Origin of the sequence: Segniliparus rugosus ATCC BAA-974, from assembly GCF_000185725.2 — a bacterium.
Lineage (GTDB): Bacteria > Actinomycetota > Actinomycetes > Mycobacteriales > Mycobacteriaceae > Segniliparus > Segniliparus rugosus.
The window spans coordinates 485,114-500,381 of the sequence record NZ_KI391954.1; the positions used below are offsets into that span (position 1 = coordinate 485,114).

The window sequence follows — 15,268 nt, forward strand, 5'->3', positions numbered from 1 at the left end:
CTAACTCGGAAGAGTCGAGCCATTTCATTGGAGGTCATTTTGTCGCAAGCCCCGGGGGAGCGTCCTGAGCCACGGCGTGGCTTCGTGACCCGGCATCAGGTGACTGGCTGGCGGTTCACGCTGCGCCGGGCCGCGTCCGGCGTGGCCTTGCACGACACGCGGATGCTGGTCGAGCCGCTGCGCTCCCAGTCACGGGCGTTCGGGCTTGGCCTCTTGCTGCTGATCGCAGGCGTTGTCGGTTGCTTCGTGTTCTCGCTCATCAGCCCGGTCGGGGCCGCGAACGAGCACGCCGTGCTCGCCGACAAGGCCACCGCCGCGCTGTATGTGCGCCTCGGCGACACGGTGCACCCGGTGCTCAACCTCGCCTCCGCGCGGCTCATCATGGGACGGGCGGAAGACCCGACCTGGGTGCGCGGGGCCGAACTCGACCAGTACCGCCGGGGGAACGTCCTCGGCATTCCCGGAGCCCCCGAGCGGCTCGAGCAGAGCGCGGAGCGCGACGCGCAGTGGACGGTGTGCGACGCCGCCCCGCCGCCCGCGCACGGCTTCGCGCCGACGGTCACTGTGATCGCGGGCCCGCTCGCCTCGGGCGAGGGCAAAGCCGCCTCCCTGTCCGGCAACGCCGCAGTGCTCGCCAGGACCGCGACTTCGGCGTGGCTCATCTGGAACGGACACCGCGCGCGGATCGACCTCGCGGACCACGCGGTGAGCTCGGCATTGGGCCTGGGCTCGGACTCCCCGAACCCCCGCCTTTTGTCCGAAGCCTTGGTGAACGTCATTCCGGAAGGGCCGCAACTGGCCGTGCCCGCCATTTCCGGAGCCGGGGAGCAGCCCCGGTTCGCGCTGCGCCACCCCGTCGGCTCGGTCGTCGCGGCCCGGACGCTCGACGGCAAGACGCAGAACTACGCCGTGCTCCGGGACGGGCTGCAGCCGGTGCCCCGCGTGCTCGCCGCGATCCTGCGCAACACCAACTCCTACGGCCTCACGTCGCCGCCGATGCTGACCCCGGACCAGATCGCCCGCATCCCAGTCGTCAATCGGATCGACACGTCCGTGTACCCGGCGGACCCGGTGAGCGTGATCAACCCCGCCGCGGAGCCGGTGCTGTGCGCGCGTTGGGCGAAGCCCGAGGGCTCCGCCGTCTCGACGCTCATGCTCCTTTCCGGAGCCGCGCTGCCGGTCGATTCGCCCGAGCGGGCGGTGAGCCTTGTCGCGGCGGGGGCCCAGGGCGTCGCGGACCGCGTGCTGATCGCGCCGGGCACGGGGTATCTGGTCCAGATCGTCGGCCAAGAGCCCGCCTCGCCGACCCGTGAGGCGCGCTTCTGGGTGTCGGACACGGGCGTGCGCTACGGGCTGGACACGACCGGCAAGGACAACAAGACGCTCGAAGCGCTCGGCTTGCGCGGGCCATCGGTCGCGATCCCATGGTCGATCCTGCGCCTCTTGGCGAACGGGCCCACCCTCTCGCGAGCCGACGCGCTCCTCGCCCACGACAGTCTTCCGGCGGACCCCCGTCCCGGTCGAGTTCCTGCAACGGAGGCAGGCCAGTAATGACGCGTGTTCTTTTTGAAGCCAAACGAAGGCTGCCCGCTCCTGCGGCCCGTTCCGGAGTGATCGTGGTGGAGCCGCCGCCCGAGCTGCCCCGGCTCGTCCCGCCGTCGCTGATGCGCCGCGCGATGCCCTGGGTGATCGGCCTCCTGGTCGTCGGCATGATCGTCGCCCTGTTCGCCACCGGGATGCGGCTGATCACCCCGCAGACCCTGTTCTTCCCGTTCGTGCTGCTGCTGGCGGCCACGGGCATCTTCCGAGGCTCGAACTCGGGCACCCCGGTCGCCGAAGTGGACGAGGAGCGCGCGGATTATCTGCGCTACCTCGCGCGCGTCAGGGGCGAAGCCCGATCCGCCGCCGCCGCGCAGCGCGCGGCGCTCGAATGGTCCCACCCCGCCCCGGACGGGCTCGCCCCGGTCGCGGGGACGCGCAGGCAGTGGGAGCGCGACCCCGGCGACGCTGACTTCCTCGCCGTGCGCGTCGGCCTTGGCGACGTGCCCGCCGCCGCGACGCTGCGAGTGGGCGAGAGCGGCGAGGAGACCGACTTGGAGCCGGTGTGCCAGACCAGCCTCGCCGCGCTCCTCGACGCGCACCGCGACCTCGCGGAGGCCCCGGTGACCGTGGACCTCGCCGCGACTCGGGAGATCGTCGTGCACGGCGACGCGGACGAGGCGCGCGAGGCCATCGCCGCGTGGATCGCCGCCGCGACCACCTGGCACGACCCCGCCGTGCTGACCCTCGCCGCCGCGAGCCCCGAGCTGGACTCGCCCGCGTGGACGTGGCTCAAATGGCTTCCGCACACCGACATCCCCGGCAAAGCGGACGGGCTCGGCCCTGCGCGCCGGCTCGCCGCCGACCCCGCGGCTTTGCCCGGACTCGTCGCCGACATGTTGCACGGGCGGCCGCCGCGCGCCGCGCAGAAGAATGCGGCCCAGTCGGCGGCGTTCGGGCACCTGATGGTGGTCGTGGACGATCCGGCCTGGCGCCCGGAGACGTTGCTGCCAGCCGAAGGGCTCGCAGGCGTCGTGGTCGTGCGCCGGTCCGAGCGGGCCCCGGACCTCGACGAGCTCGACGACCCGGCCAGGCTCGTCCTCAAGGTCGAGGGCGGCGCGCTGCAGCGCTGGGAGCGCGGCGCGTGGCGCGGTTTCGCCGCGCAGGCGGACGCGCTCGGCGCGGCGGAAGCGGCGCACCTCGCCCGGCAGCTGGCCCGGTGGAACTCCGGGCCCGTGGCCTCGGACTCGCGTGGCGCTGGCGGGCATGTCTCGGGGTTCCCCGCGCTGCTCGGCATCAAAGACGCCGCCGATTTGGACGTGACCTCGCTGTGGGCCAGCCGTCCACGGGATCGTGAGCTCCGGGTGCCGATCGGGGTCACGAGCACGGGCGAGCCGCTGTACTTCGATTTGAAGGACGAGGCCGAGGGCGGCATGGGGCCGCACGGGCTCATGATCGGCATGACCGGGTCCGGCAAGTCCCAGACCATCATGGCGATCCTCCTCTCCTTGCTCACCACGCATCCGGCGGACCGGCTCATCGTCATCTACCTCGACTTCAAGGGCGAGGCGGGAGCCGATATCTTCCGTGACTTCCCGCAGGTCGTCGCCGTCATCTCGAACATGGCCGAGAAGCGCTCGCTGGCCGACCGCTTCGCGGACACCCTGCGCGGCGAGATCGCCCGGCGCGAGCAGCTGCTGCGCGAAGCCGGCAGACGGGTGCAAGGCAGCGCCTTCAACTCGGTCGCCGAATACGAGAACGCCATCGCGCACGGCCACGACCTCCCGCCGATCCCCACGTTGTTCGTGGTGGCGGACGAGTTCACCCTCATGCTCGCCGAGCATCCGGAGTACGCGGAGCTCTTCGACCACGTGGCCCGCAAAGGCCGCTCGTTGCGGGTGCATATCCTCTTCGCCTCCCAGACCCTCGATATCGGGCGGATCAAGGACATCGACAAGAACACCTCGTACCGGATCGGGCTGAAAGTCGCGAGCGCGGCGGCTTCGCGCCAGGTCATCGGGGTCGAGGACGCGTACCACATCGAGTCCGGCAAGGAGCACAAGGGCGTCGGCTACTTCGTGCCCTCGCCCGGGGCCATACCGGTCAAGTTCCGCGCCTCCTACGTCGACGGGGTGTACGAGCCGCCGAGGGCGGCGACCGTCACGGCTCCGTACGCCGTGGCCGAGCCCAAGCGTTTCACCGCCGCGTTCGCGCAGCCGGATCAGGCCGAGGTCCCCGCGACGGTGGAAGACATCGCGCCGATCACCAAGGCGCGCAAGCTGATCAGCGTCATCGGCGAGCAGCTCGCCGAACTCGGCCCCAAGGCTCCCGAACTCTGGCTTGCCCCGCTGGACACGCCGATCTCGCTCGGCGGCCTGCTCGAACGGGTCCCCGCCGAGCCGTTGCGCTGGCCCATCGGCGAGATCGACCGCCCGTTCCTGATGCGCCGCGACCCCCTCGTCTTCGACGCGGCCTCGGCGGCGGGCAACATCGCGATCCACGGCGGCCCCAAATCGGGCAAGTCCAGCGCGTTGATGACCGTGGTCCTTTCGGCCTCGGCCACCTGCTCCCCGGAGGACGTGCAGTTCCACGTGCTCGACTACGGCGGAGGCAGGCTCGCGGCCCTCGCGCCGCTCCCGCATGTCGCCGCGGTCGCCTCCCCGCACGACGAGGAGCTGGTCCGCCGCGTCCTCGCGGAGCTGCGCCAGCTGCTCGGCTCCCGCCAGCGGCTGTTCCGCGACCACTCGGTGGCCTCGATCGAGCAGTTCCGCGAGCGCCGCGCCAGCGAAGCCGCGCTGCGCGACGGGTTCGGCGACGTGTTCCTGCTGCTCGACGACCTCACCGCGTTCAGCAGGGCGAACACCGACCAGTTCACGACCAAGAACCCGCTGCTCGCCGAGATCTCCGAGCTGGCGACCTCCGGCCTCGCCTACGGCATCCACGTCCTTGTGACCACGGCCAACTGGCTCGACGTGCCGCTCGCGATGCGCGACGGGCTCGGCATGCGTCTCGAACTGCGGCTCACCGATCCGCGCGACAGCAACGTCCGCGACCCGGAAGCGCTGCGCAAACCCGCGGAATCCGTCCCCGCCGACCAGCCGGGCCGTGGCCTCACCATGGCCGCGGAGCATTTCCTCATCGCCGCGCCGAGGCTCGACACGGCGGACACCGCCGAAGGCCTCGCCGCCGCGACTGCGGAGTCGGCGCGGCAGTTGGCCGCGCGCTACCAGGGGCTCGCCGCGCCGAAAGTGCGGGTGCTGCCGGTTTCGCTTGACCCCCGCGAGATCGAGCCCGTCCTGCCCAGGCGAGACCTGGTGGTCGTCGGCTTGCGCGAGGAGGACCTCGCCCCGGCGGCGGTGGACTTCGCCGCGAACCCGCTCTTGCTCGTCCTCGGCGACTCCGGCGCGGGGAAGACCACCTTGCTGCGGCACGTCATCCGGTCCGTTCGCGACAACAGCACGGCGGAGGAGGTGGCGTTCACCGTCGTCGACCGGCGGCTTCGGCTGGTGGACGAGCCGCTGTTCCCGGACAACGAGCACACGACGCACCTGGACCGGGTCATCCCCGCGATGCTGGGGCTCACCGCGCTCATGGAACGCCGCCGCCCGCCTGCCGGCCTCTCGGCGCAACAGCTGCGCGACTGGACCTTCCCGGCGACAGCGCTCGACCCAGGCCAGACGCATTACCTGATCATCGACGACGCGGACCAGATCCCCGACGCGCCCGCGTTCAGCGGGCCGCACATCGGGCAGCGCCCGTGGGCCGGGATCGTCAGCGTGCTGGCTTCGGCGGCGGACCTCGGGCTGCGCGTCATCGTCACCGCCAGGGCCGCAGGCTCCGGGCACACGGTGATGACCAACTCGCTCCTGCGCTCGCTGGTGGACCTGCAGGCGACGACGCTCATGCTCTCCGGCAACCCGCACGACAGCGGGAAGATCCGGGGCCACCGCTTCTCCCGTCTTCCGCCCGGCAGGGCGGTGCTCGTGGGCGACGACGACGTCCCCGCCTTTATCCAGCTCGCCAACGCGCAGAGCACTGAGAACAGAAAGGAAGGTCGTCGATGATCTTGCGCACTTTGCCGGAGGGCATGGCCGCGACCAGCGCCCTGATGGAATCGATCACCGCACGCCTCGCCGCAGCGCACGCGGCAGCCGCTCCGATCATCACGGCGGTCGTCCCGCCCGCGATCGACGTGGTCTCGACCTCGGCGGCGACGGAACTGTCCGTACACGGCGCGCAGCGCCAGATCTCCGGGGCAACCGGAGTCTCGGCACTGGCCGCGTCGAGCCTCGGCGTCGCGGACTCGGGGCTGAGCTACCAAGAGGGCGACCTCGCCGCCGCTGCGACATACGCCATCGAGGCTTAGCAGCACATATCTAGCAGCACATATATCGGGCGACGGTCAACGAGGACCAGAACCCACACGCAATTGTCAATCTCAAAAGAAGGAGTGATCGTGAGTTTGTTGGATGCTCATATTCCGCAGTTGGTGGCTTCGGAGGCGGCGTTTGGCGCGAAGACGGCGTTGATGCGTTCGACGATGGCGCAGGCGGAGTCTGCGGCGTTGGGGGCGCAGGCGTTTCATGTGGGGGAGTCGTCGTTGGCGTTTCAGGCTGCGCATGCGCGGTTTGTGGAGGCTGCGGCGAAGGTGAATGTGTTGTTGGACGTGGCGCAGGCGAATTTGGCGGATGCGAGTGGTTCGTATGTGGCGGAGGACGTCGCGGGTTCGTCTGGTTTCGCGGTTATTTGATTATTCGGTTTTGATGTTTTTTCGGAAGGACGGTTTGTGATGACGCAGATTATGTACACGTATCCGGCGATGTTGGCGCAGGCTGCGGAGATGAATGGTTTCGCTGCTGCTTTGCAGGTGGTGGGGGCGGATGTGGCGAGCGAGCAGGCTTCGTTGGCCGGGGCGTGGCAGGGTGACACCGGGACGAGTTATCAGGCGTGGCAGACGCGGTGGAATCAGAGTATGGAGGAGTTGGTGATGGCGTATCGGGCGATGGCGAGCTCGTACGAGCAGAACACCCTCTCGATGAACGCCCGCGACATGGCCGAAGGCGCCAAATGGATGTGAGCCCGAGTGGCCGATAGCCCCCCACAGCCCCAGCGGGCTGCGGGCGGCTCCCCCAAGAGTTCCACCGCGTCGGGCGCGCCCGACGCGGTGGAACTCACCGCCGCGCAAGCCTGGTTCATCGCAGACCAGATCGGCGCAGGGGAGTACCCGTGGTCGCTCGCGATCACCCAGCCGTTCGGCAGCCCGCTGGTCGCAGACAAGATCGCCGACGAGCTGCGCCAAGAACTCGCCGCCCTCGGCGTGATCGGCAAGGACGGCGAAATCGACCAACGGGTCGCGACGTGGGTTCGCACGGTCTGCGCGGCGCGGCGATGCTTCGAAGCGCGCACTGTGCGCGGCGGCGTGCCCGCGCTGGACGCGCGCTCGAACCAATTACGGACACTTGTCGCGCAGCAGGACGGGCTGACCGTGGTCGCCATGCGCGCGGGAGCCCTCGTGACGTTCACGCAGCTCGGCGCCCCGCACCCGAGAACGCTCGCCAGCGTGCTCACAGCGGGCCTGCCCGGAGCGGAGCCTGCGAAATTCCGGCAGTTCGCGCTGCCGACCTCGGACGGGGCGAAGGCGGACGAGCGGCTGCGGGCTGGCGTTTCCGCCGACGCGGTGCTCGCCGGGCTCGGAATCCCAGAGGAGGCGAGCGCCGCGCTCCGGGCGATGTTCGCCGGGCCGCGCTCCTATGTGGAGATCTCGTTCCGCTCGAAGCCGGGCTCGGCGGAGAACATCGGGATCGGGGTGCTCGACACCGTGGCGGGCCGCGTGCTCGTCGCCCCCTCCCGAGCGCCGGACGGGCAGTGGGTCTCCACTTTTTCGCCCGGAACGGCGGCGGCGGTCGCGGCGGCCCTTGCGGCGCTCGCCGAAGAGACCGGGCTCGCGCAAGAGCCCGAAAGCGCGGCATGGTCCCCGCGCGACATTCGTGATAGATGACAGCAGTGGCAAGAGATGGAGAGAGGTTCGATGACCGAGGGTTTGACGCTGCCGCAGCAGCAATCCCCCCAGGGATGGGAGAGTTCGCCTTCGTTGGTGCGGGTGGCCGTGCTCGGCGACGGGAAACTGGCCGACCTGGCGTTGCCGACCGATCTGCCCCTTCGGGAGATCATCCCCGCAGTGCGCAGGCTGGTCGCCCCCGGCTCGGCTGACGAAGGCACTGCGGAGGGCTCTCCTGCCGCGCCGGAGGGTCGGCGGCTCAGCCTCGCGCCGCTCGGCGGGGCTCCGTACAGCCTCGACGCGACACTGGACGCGGTCGGGACGGTGGACGGGGAGCTGCTCGTGTTGCAGCAGCAGCCGGCCGGGCCCTCGGCCGCCAGCGTGGTGGAAGACATCGCGGACGCGGCGGCGCTCGAGGGCTCGCGAGTCGGACCGGGATGGAACGCCGAGGCCATCGGACGAGCGGCCCGCGCGACCGTTGCGATTTTCCTGCTGATCTTCACTGCGGTCGCCGCCGCGTGGTGGCACAACAGGGGCGGCGTGCCCGCGCGGGGCGCGCTCGTCGTCGCCGCCGCGACGGCGGCCGCCGCGAGCCTCTTCGCGCGGCTGCGCGCGCCAAGCGCTGCGGTGCTGCTGTCCGTCGTCGCCCTGTTCCCGGTGACGCTCGCCGCCGCCGCGGTGGTCCCCGGCTCGTTCGCAGCCGCGCACGCGCTGCTCGCCGCCGCGGCCGCCCTCGCGTGGTCGGTGGTGGTCGTGCTGCTGCCCGCCCAGGTCAACACGGTGGAACGCGCCACGGCCTTCTTCACCGGGGCTGCGACTGTCGCGCTCGCCGTCCTCGTCGTGTCCGTCGCTCGAATCGTCTGGGGCGTGTCGTCGCCGACGACGCAATGCTTGTTGATCGTGTTCGGGCTGGCGGTGACTGTCGCCGCCCCCGCGTTGTCGGTGTTGTTCTCGCGGCTGCCGCTGCCGGATCTGCCCGCGCCGGGCGATCCGTTGCCCGTCGTCGCGCCTGGCTTGCTGGCCGATTTGCCGCGTCGGGCGCGTCGGGCCGCGTCGTTGCACACGGGTTTGGTCGCAGGCGCGACGCTCGCGCTGGTGATCGGCGCGCTGTACCTGCCGCCGGTTGCGTTCGCCAACGGGTGGCGCTGGTATGTGGCGCTCGCGGCGCTCGGAGCCACCGCGTTGCGGGCCAGGGTTCCTGCAGGCGCTGCGGCGAAGACGTGGCTGGTCACGGCTCCGACGCTCGCGGGAGCGCTCGGCGCGGTGATCGCCATCCGCGAGGGGCAGTGGTGCTGGGCGCTTATCATGGCGGGCGCGCTCGGCGTGATCGCCGCGATTTGGCTGGTGGTCGCCGCTCGGCCGAAACTCGCGGACCCGGAGGGCTACTCGCTGCCGGTCCGCCGCGTGGTGAACCTCTTCGCGCTGGCCCTCGACGCCTCGCTGATCCCGACGATAGCGTACGTGTGCGGCGTGTTCCAGTGGGTGCTGGCCGGATGAGCGCGACGAAGTATGAGGAGCGCGGCCGGGGAGCGCTGTTGGGCGTGTGGCTTCGGGCGAGTTCGGTGTGCGAGGTGGCCGGATGAGGCGGGCGCTGGCCCTCGCTTCGGCAGTGGCCATGTTGGCCGCCGCGCCGGTTGCCGCCTCCGCCGCGCCCCTCTCCGGGCCGCCCGCCGTGGACGAGGGCGCGCTGCCCGCCAACTCGGCCCCGGTCCCGCCGCAGCCGATGGAGCGCCGCCGCGCCTGCGTCCTCGCGGGCGGAGTGCCCGACCAGGCGCTGACCGGTTTGCCGCCGGACCTCGCGGCCCTCGACCTGCCCGCAGCCCAACGCCTCGCGCGGGGGGACGGCCAGACGGTCGCGATCCTTGGCACCGGGGTGGCGCGCAATCCCAGGCTGCCGAACCTCGTCGGCGGCGGGGACTACGTCGGCCAGACGGACGGCCTGGACGACTGCGACGGCGTCGGCACCCTCGTCGCGGGGATCGTGGGGGCGCAGCCCGCGCCGGGCGACGGCGTCGTCGGGGTCGCGCCCGCCGCGAAGATTTTGTCGTTGCGGGTCTCCTCCGCGATGTTCAACCTCAAAGAGCCGGGCGACAACCCGATGCTCGCGCAGGCAGCGGTCCAAGCTCAGGCGCTGGCCCGCGCGGTGGTGCGCGCCGCGGACCTCGGGGCCACGGTGATCGTGATCAGCTCGGTCCTGTGCGTTCCGGCGGACGTCGGCGTCGACCTCGCGCCGGTGGGAGCCGCGCTGCGCTACGCGGCGGTGGACAAGAACGTCCTCGTCGTCGCCGCGGCGGGGGATCTGAACCAGTCGAACTGCTCGGAGAACCCGGTCGGCGGACCGGGGCGGCCGGGCGACTCTCGGGATTGGGAGAGCGTCGCGACGCTCTCCGTCCCCTCCCTCTGGCAGCCGTACGTGCTGTCCACGGCTTCGATCACGCCGCAGGGCCAGCCGTCCGCCACCGCGCTCGCCGGTCCGTGGGTGTCGGTCGCCGCGCCTGGCGAGTCGGTCGTGTCGTTGTCCAACGCCCCCGACGTCGTCGTCGCGAACGCCCTGCTGGACGAGAAGGGCAAGCCCGTCCCCGTGCAAGGCTCCGCGTACGCGGCGGGGTACGTCGCGGGGGTCGCGGCGCTGGTCCGGTCCCGGTTCCCGCAGTTGACCGCGCATCAGGCGATGAGCCGGATCACGTTGTCCGCGCACAACGCGGCCCGGCTGCCCTCGAATCTGGTCGGCTTCGGGACCGTCGACCCCCTCGCGGCCCTGACGTGGGATCTGCCCGCGGGCGAGGCGCAGGCCCCACGGGCGGCCGTGAAACAAATCGAGCCCCCCGCGCCGCCGCCGCTGGACCCTGGCCTGCCCAAGACCGTGGCGCTCGCGGGCACAGGCGTTTTGGCCCTGGTGGTCGGCGCGGTCGCGGCAATCGCGGCATGGCGACGGAAAGGAACGGATCGGTGAGCATCGCCCCTGCTAAGCCAAGTCGCGCGAGGGCCACGCTCGCCCTCGCGCTTGTTTTCGCCGCTGTTCTCGTCGGCGCAGATTCGCTCCGCACCGGGTGGCGGCCCTCCGCCGGTTGGTTCCTCGGAGCCGTCGCGGTGCTGCTGGCGCTCGTGCTCGGCAGCTGGGGCGGGACGCACGTCACCCAGATCCTGCGCCGCCGGATCGCCTTGTCGTCGCGGGCGAAGCGGGGGGTCTCCGCCGAGGCGGAGGGCTCTGCGAAGCCCGAGGCGGGCTCTTCCTCGCGCGTCGCGGTGTTCGTGCGGGTCGAGCCCCCGGCGGGGGCCGAGTCTCGCAACTGGCTGCCGCTGGAGCTGATCGCGAGCTACCTGGACCGCTACGGGGTGCGGTGCGCCGCCGTGCGGGTGGCTTTCCGCCGATCCCGGCGATACGGCCAGGAAGCCTGGATCACCCTCGTGGTGGACGCGACGGAGAACCTCGCCGCGCTCGAGGCGCGCAGCGCGCGGATCCCGCTGCACGAGCTCGCCGAGGCGACCCGGCGCAGGCTCGCGGCGCAGCTGCGCGAGGAGGGTTTCGCCGCCGAGCACGCCGACACGGCCCCGAAGCTGGTGTGGGCAGGCTCTGAGGACTGGAACGGCGTGGTCGACGGCGAGGAGCGCGTCGCCGCGTACGCCGTGTCGACCGGCGGCGACCTCGACGCGCGGCTGGCGGAGATCGCCGCGTACCCGGCGCAGGAGACATGGACGGTGCTGGAGTTCACCGGCTCGCCCGCGAGCGCGACGCTCACGGTTGCCTGCGCGCTGCGCAAACAAGGCGTTGTGGAGCTGCTGCCCGCCGGGTTGCAACCGCATCGCGGAGCCCATCTGCCCGCGCTCGCCATCCTTGCCCCGGATTCGACGGCTTTGCTCAGCACGGCGGCCTCGCTCTAAGGCGCGGCCGTCGCGCCAGTTGACCTTTGCGTCGGGCTCGACCAGAATCATTGCCCGTGAAGATCGGCGAGCGTCTGAGGACCGCAGTGGATTCGACCGGGCCTGCGACGCTCTGGATCATGGTCGCGATTGCGGCCGTGGACGCCGCGGTCGGCGCGTTCCTCGCGACGAACTATTTCACCGGGGCGCTCGTCTTCAACGCGCATCCCGACCTCAAGACGCAAACGCCGTGGGTGTTCGTCGTGGCGATGACCGTCGCGGTCGCCTCGGGGGCGAAAGCCTTGCTGCGCGCCTCGGACACGATGTGGCGGTCCTGGCTCTTCCGGATCGGCCTGCCCGTCGTGCTGCTCGCGGTGATCATCTTCCTCGTCGCCGACGCGCAGGCGGCTGCCCCCGAATACATCTTCTTCAAGGACGACGGGACGCTGTTGCGGCCCGCTTTCCCGTACGTGCGGGCGGTCTTCGCCGCGTTCTCCCTTGTCGGGCAGTTCGCTCTGCTGGTGCGGCTGCGCGGCAACGCCCGCTGAGCCTCAGCGCTTGCGGGCTTTGAGCACGATGTCCGCCGGAGCCTCGCGCCCGTCCGGCAACCGGCGCTCGCGCGGGCGCGCCTCATGCGTCAGGATCTCCCAGCCGGAGCCGAGGAGTTCGGCGATCTGGCCGACGCTGTAGTAGTCGGCGGGGTTGAAGCGAGCGTCTTTGGGCTGATGGCCGGCCATGTCGTGGCCGACGACCACGAGGAAGCCGCCCGGCGCGACGGCTTCGAGGAAGCCGCGCACGCCCTCCTCGCCCGCCGTGCGCGGCAGCGGGTAATACTGCAGGGAGACCAGGTCGAACCGTCCGCGCTCGGGCGGGTCGGCGATGAGGTCGGCGCGCAGCCAGGTCACCGCCGCGAGGGGGACCGCGGCCCTGGCGCGCTCGATGGCGACGGAGGAGATATCCGCCGCGACGACTTTCCAGCCGCGCTCGGCGAGCCAGAGCGCGTCCCCGCCTTCGCCGCAGCCCACATCGAGGGCAAGGCCCGGGGCGAGGTCCGCCGCTTCGGCGACCAGGGCGGCGTTCGGCATGCCGCTCCAGATCTGCTCGCGTTCCCGGTACAGCTCGTTCCACTCGTTCTCGTCCATGGCGACCATGGTGCCGCGACATAGATCGAGAAGCAACAAAAATTGCGAAAACTGCAATAATGGAGCGCGTGGACCCTGTCGCGCTCGAACTGATCGGCCCTCGGCTGCGGCGCTTGCGCCAACAACGCGCGATGACGCTGCGCGACGTCGCCGAGGCCACCGCTCTCACGACGAGCACGCTGTCCCGGCTCGAATCCGGCCAGCGCAAACCGACGCTGGAGCTGCTCCTGCCGCTCGCGCGGCTCTACCGCGTCGCGCTCGACGACATCGTCGACGCGCCGCCGACGGGCGACCCCCGCGTGCATTTGAAGCCCATTCGAAGGGACGGCAAGGTCATCGTCCCGCTCACCCGAAGGCCGGGCGGCCTGCAAGCGCTCAAATTCGTGCATCCGCCCAACCCGGACGGGGCCGTGCCGCCGCAGCGTTCGCACGACGGCTACATCTGGATCTATGTCTTGAACGGCGCGCTGCGCCTCGTGCTCGGCGACAGCGATATCGTCATGCGGGCGGGCGAGGTCGCCGAGTTCGACACGCGCGTGCCGCACGGGCTCGCGAGCGCGGGCCCGGAGCCGGTCGAATACATCGGGATCTACGGCCCGAACGGGGAGCGGATGCGCCAGCTCGACGAAGCCTGAGGGTTGACATGCAATAATTTGCTTGCATAATTGAAGGGTGCATCCGGACGCGGACAAGGTCTTCAAGTCGCTCGCCGATCCGACCCGGCGAAGCTTGCTGGACCGGTTGCGCGAGCGGAACGGCCAGACGCTGAGCGAGTTGAGCGAGCCGGTCGCGATGAGCAGGCAGGCCGCGGCGCAGCATCTGGCCGTCTTGGAGGCCTCGGGCTTGGTCGCCGTGGTGCGGCGCGGCAGGGAAAAACTGCACTACCTCAACCCGGTGCCGCTGCACGAGATCGGTCGGCGGTGGATCGACACGTTCGAGCGTCCGCGCCTTCAGGCGCTCGAAGCCATCAAACAACGAGCGGAGGAATCTATGACCAGCAAGCCCAGCTATGTGTACATCACCTATATCGACAGCACGCCGGAGCAGGTGTGGCAGGCGTTGACCGACGCCGATGTCACCGCGAGCTATTGGGGCCACAACAACGTCTCGGACTGGCAGGTCGGCTCGTCGTGGGAGCATCGCCGCGCCGACGGCTCCGAAGCCGTGGACGTGGTCGGCACAGTGCTGGTGAGCGATCCGCCGCGCAAACTCGTGACGACGTGGGCCGAGCCCGCCGGCTCTGGAGGCACGGCGCAGCCCGCCGGCTCTGGAGGCACGGCGCAGCCCGCCGCGCCGGAGGCGGCCTCGCAGGTGACTTTCGACATCAAGCCGTACGGCACAATCGTCCAGCTCACCGTCACCCACGAGCATCTCGCCGACGAAGCCGAGTTCCGCGCGATCAGCGGCGGGTGGCCCGCCGTGCTGTCCAACCTCAAGTCGCTCTTGGAGACCGGCAGCCCCTTGTCCGAGATCCCGTGGCGGCACCTCGGGCACGAGTGAGCCCTGCGCGGCGCTACCCGTTCGCCTCCGCGTTGTGCAGGGCGAGCACCCGGTCGAGACGGTCGGACCACCACTGCAGCCGTGCGGGGTCGGCCATCGCCCACCGGTCGAGCAGGTCCGGATCGGGAACGAGCCCGGCCGAGGGGACGGCGACGGCCCCGTCCCTCGGGTTCAGGTCCCGCTCGGGCCGGACCAGATCCCCGGTCAATAGCGAGCCGGTGCCGAAGCCGCAGGCGTAGGGCAGCTCGGGGATCGCAGCGGCGAGGGCGACCTGCGCGCCCATGCCGACACTGGTCTCCACCGCGGAGGAGACCACGGCGGGCAGACCGGCGGCCTCGGCGACCTGCAGCGCCCGGCGCACCCCGCCGAGGGGCGCGCATTTGATCACCGCGACATCGGCCGCTCCGGCGACGGCGACCTTGAGCGGGTCCTCGGCCCGGCGGATCGACTCGTCGGCGGCGATCGGCACGTCCACCGCCTTGCGCACGGCGGCGAGCTCTTCGACCGTCCAGCACGGCTGCTCCACGTATTGCAGCCCGCCCGCGGCCTTGTCGAGGATCGGTATCTGCTTGAGGGCGGTGTCCACGTCCCATTTGCCGTTCACGTCGATCCGCACATGCCCCGCCGGGCCGAGCGCGTCGCGCACGGCTTCGACTCGGGCGATGTCCTCGGCCAAGGAGTCCGGATGGTCGGCGACCTTGATTTTCGCGGTGGCGGACTGGGCCTCGCGCGCCCGGCGGTGCGCCTCCTCGGGGCCGACCGCCGGAATGATCGAGTTCACCGGGATCGAGCCGCGCACAGGGGCGGGCCAGCCGAGGAACGCGGCCTCCAGCGCGGTGCGCAGCCAGGGGAGCGACTCGTGGTCGTCGTAGTCGTCGAACGCGCAGAACTCGCCCCAGCCCGAAGGCCCTTCCAGCAGCACGCCCTCGCGCACCGTGATATTGCGGAACCGCACGTTCAACGGGATCGCGAAGAAGCGGATCGAGGTGAAATCGGCTTGGGAGACAGGGACGCGGGCGATGTCGTGTCGTGTCATACGGGGACTCCCAAGGGCTTGTGCGGGCGGGGCGTGTGTCTGCGAGCGTAGTGGTGTGCGGTCTGGCGGAGCCAGTTGGTTTCGGTTTCGGGCACTCCAGTCGCTCGGCCACGGTGAGCCGAGCGGCTTGAGCGCAGGGGCCTCGGTCAGCGAGTTCGGTCGCGCCATCGGTGTAGATCTCTTCAACGGGAG

Annotated in this window: 14 protein-coding genes; 12 read left to right on the forward strand and 2 right to left on the reverse strand. The window is 70.9% G+C overall.

Annotation, left to right across the window (positions count from 1 at the left end; genetic code table 11):
• Nucleotides 1–27: 27 nt before the first annotated feature.
• From eccB to HMPREF9336_RS12245, 10 genes are all read left to right on the forward strand, one after another.
• Nucleotides 28–1,551: a type VII secretion protein EccB gene (gene eccB / locus HMPREF9336_RS12200; protein ID WP_007467414.1), complete on the forward strand. Its 1,524-nt coding sequence runs from the start codon at nt 28–30 to the stop codon at nt 1,549–1,551.
• Entirely contained in the window at nt 1,551–5,603 is a 4,053-nt protein-coding gene (locus HMPREF9336_RS12205) for a type VII secretion protein EccC (RefSeq protein ID WP_021030596.1), read from the forward strand. Before eccB ends, HMPREF9336_RS12205 begins: the two co-directional genes overlap by 1 nt.
• Nucleotides 5,600–5,905 (forward strand): PE family protein, encoded by a 306-nt coding sequence (locus HMPREF9336_RS12210; protein ID WP_007467417.1) that lies wholly within the window; start codon nt 5,600–5,602, stop codon nt 5,903–5,905. Before HMPREF9336_RS12205 ends, HMPREF9336_RS12210 begins: the two co-directional genes overlap by 4 nt.
• Before the next feature lie 90 nt (nt 5,906–5,995).
• Nucleotides 5,996–6,289: a hypothetical protein gene (locus HMPREF9336_RS12215; protein WP_007467418.1), complete on the forward strand. Its 294-nt coding sequence runs from the start codon at nt 5,996–5,998 to the stop codon at nt 6,287–6,289.
• Nucleotides 6,290–6,328: 39 nt separating this feature from the next.
• Nucleotides 6,329–6,616 carry a WXG100 family type VII secretion target gene (locus HMPREF9336_RS12220; protein WP_007467419.1) on the forward strand — a complete coding sequence of 96 codons (288 nt, stop codon included), beginning with the start codon at nt 6,329–6,331 and terminating at the stop codon, nt 6,614–6,616.
• A gap of 6 nt (nt 6,617–6,622) precedes the next feature.
• Entirely contained in the window at nt 6,623–7,537 is a 915-nt protein-coding gene (locus tag HMPREF9336_RS12225) for an ESX secretion-associated protein EspG (RefSeq protein WP_007467420.1), read from the forward strand.
• Nucleotides 7,538–7,567: 30 nt separating this feature from the next.
• Nucleotides 7,568–9,034, forward strand: coding sequence for a type VII secretion integral membrane protein EccD (eccD, locus tag HMPREF9336_RS12230; RefSeq protein WP_021030597.1), 1,467 nt, complete (start codon nt 7,568–7,570; stop codon nt 9,032–9,034).
• 82 nt (nt 9,035–9,116) lie between these two features.
• Nucleotides 9,117–10,490: a type VII secretion-associated serine protease mycosin gene (mycP, locus tag HMPREF9336_RS12235; protein WP_021030599.1), complete on the forward strand. Its 1,374-nt coding sequence runs from the start codon at nt 9,117–9,119 to the stop codon at nt 10,488–10,490.
• Complete coding sequence (gene eccE / locus HMPREF9336_RS12240) at nt 10,487–11,419, forward strand: type VII secretion protein EccE (RefSeq protein WP_007467424.1); 933 nt, start codon at nt 10,487–10,489, stop codon at nt 11,417–11,419. The genes mycP and eccE overlap by 4 nt, the downstream gene beginning before the upstream one ends.
• A gap of 56 nt (nt 11,420–11,475) precedes the next feature.
• Nucleotides 11,476–11,946 (forward strand): hypothetical protein, encoded by a 471-nt coding sequence (locus HMPREF9336_RS12245; protein ID WP_007467425.1) that lies wholly within the window; start codon nt 11,476–11,478, stop codon nt 11,944–11,946.
• A 3-nt stretch (nt 11,947–11,949) separates the two neighbouring features.
• Here the strand turns inward: HMPREF9336_RS12245 and HMPREF9336_RS12250 are convergent, their stop codons facing one another.
• Nucleotides 11,950–12,540, reverse strand: a complete 591-nt coding sequence (locus tag HMPREF9336_RS12250) for a class I SAM-dependent methyltransferase (RefSeq protein ID WP_040585863.1) — start codon at nt 12,538–12,540, stop codon at nt 11,950–11,952.
• A 59-nt stretch (nt 12,541–12,599) separates the two neighbouring features.
• Here HMPREF9336_RS12250 and HMPREF9336_RS12255 point away from each other — a divergent pair, with 59 nt between their 5' ends.
• Together HMPREF9336_RS12255 and HMPREF9336_RS12260 are read left to right on the forward strand one after the other, a co-directional pair.
• Nucleotides 12,600–13,175, forward strand: coding sequence for a helix-turn-helix domain-containing protein (locus HMPREF9336_RS12255; RefSeq protein ID WP_007467429.1), 576 nt, complete (start codon nt 12,600–12,602; stop codon nt 13,173–13,175).
• Nucleotides 13,176–13,212: 37 nt separating this feature from the next.
• A complete protein-coding gene (locus HMPREF9336_RS12260) occupies nt 13,213–14,040 on the forward strand; it encodes an ArsR/SmtB family transcription factor (protein ID WP_007467431.1) in 828 nt (275 codons plus the stop codon).
• 13 nt (nt 14,041–14,053) lie between these two features.
• On the opposite strand, the gene HMPREF9336_RS12265 is transcribed toward HMPREF9336_RS12260, so the two are convergent.
• Nucleotides 14,054–15,076 (reverse strand): o-succinylbenzoate synthase, encoded by a 1,023-nt coding sequence (locus tag HMPREF9336_RS12265; protein ID WP_007467433.1) that lies wholly within the window; start codon nt 15,074–15,076, stop codon nt 14,054–14,056.
• Nucleotides 15,077–15,268 lie beyond the last annotated feature (192 nt).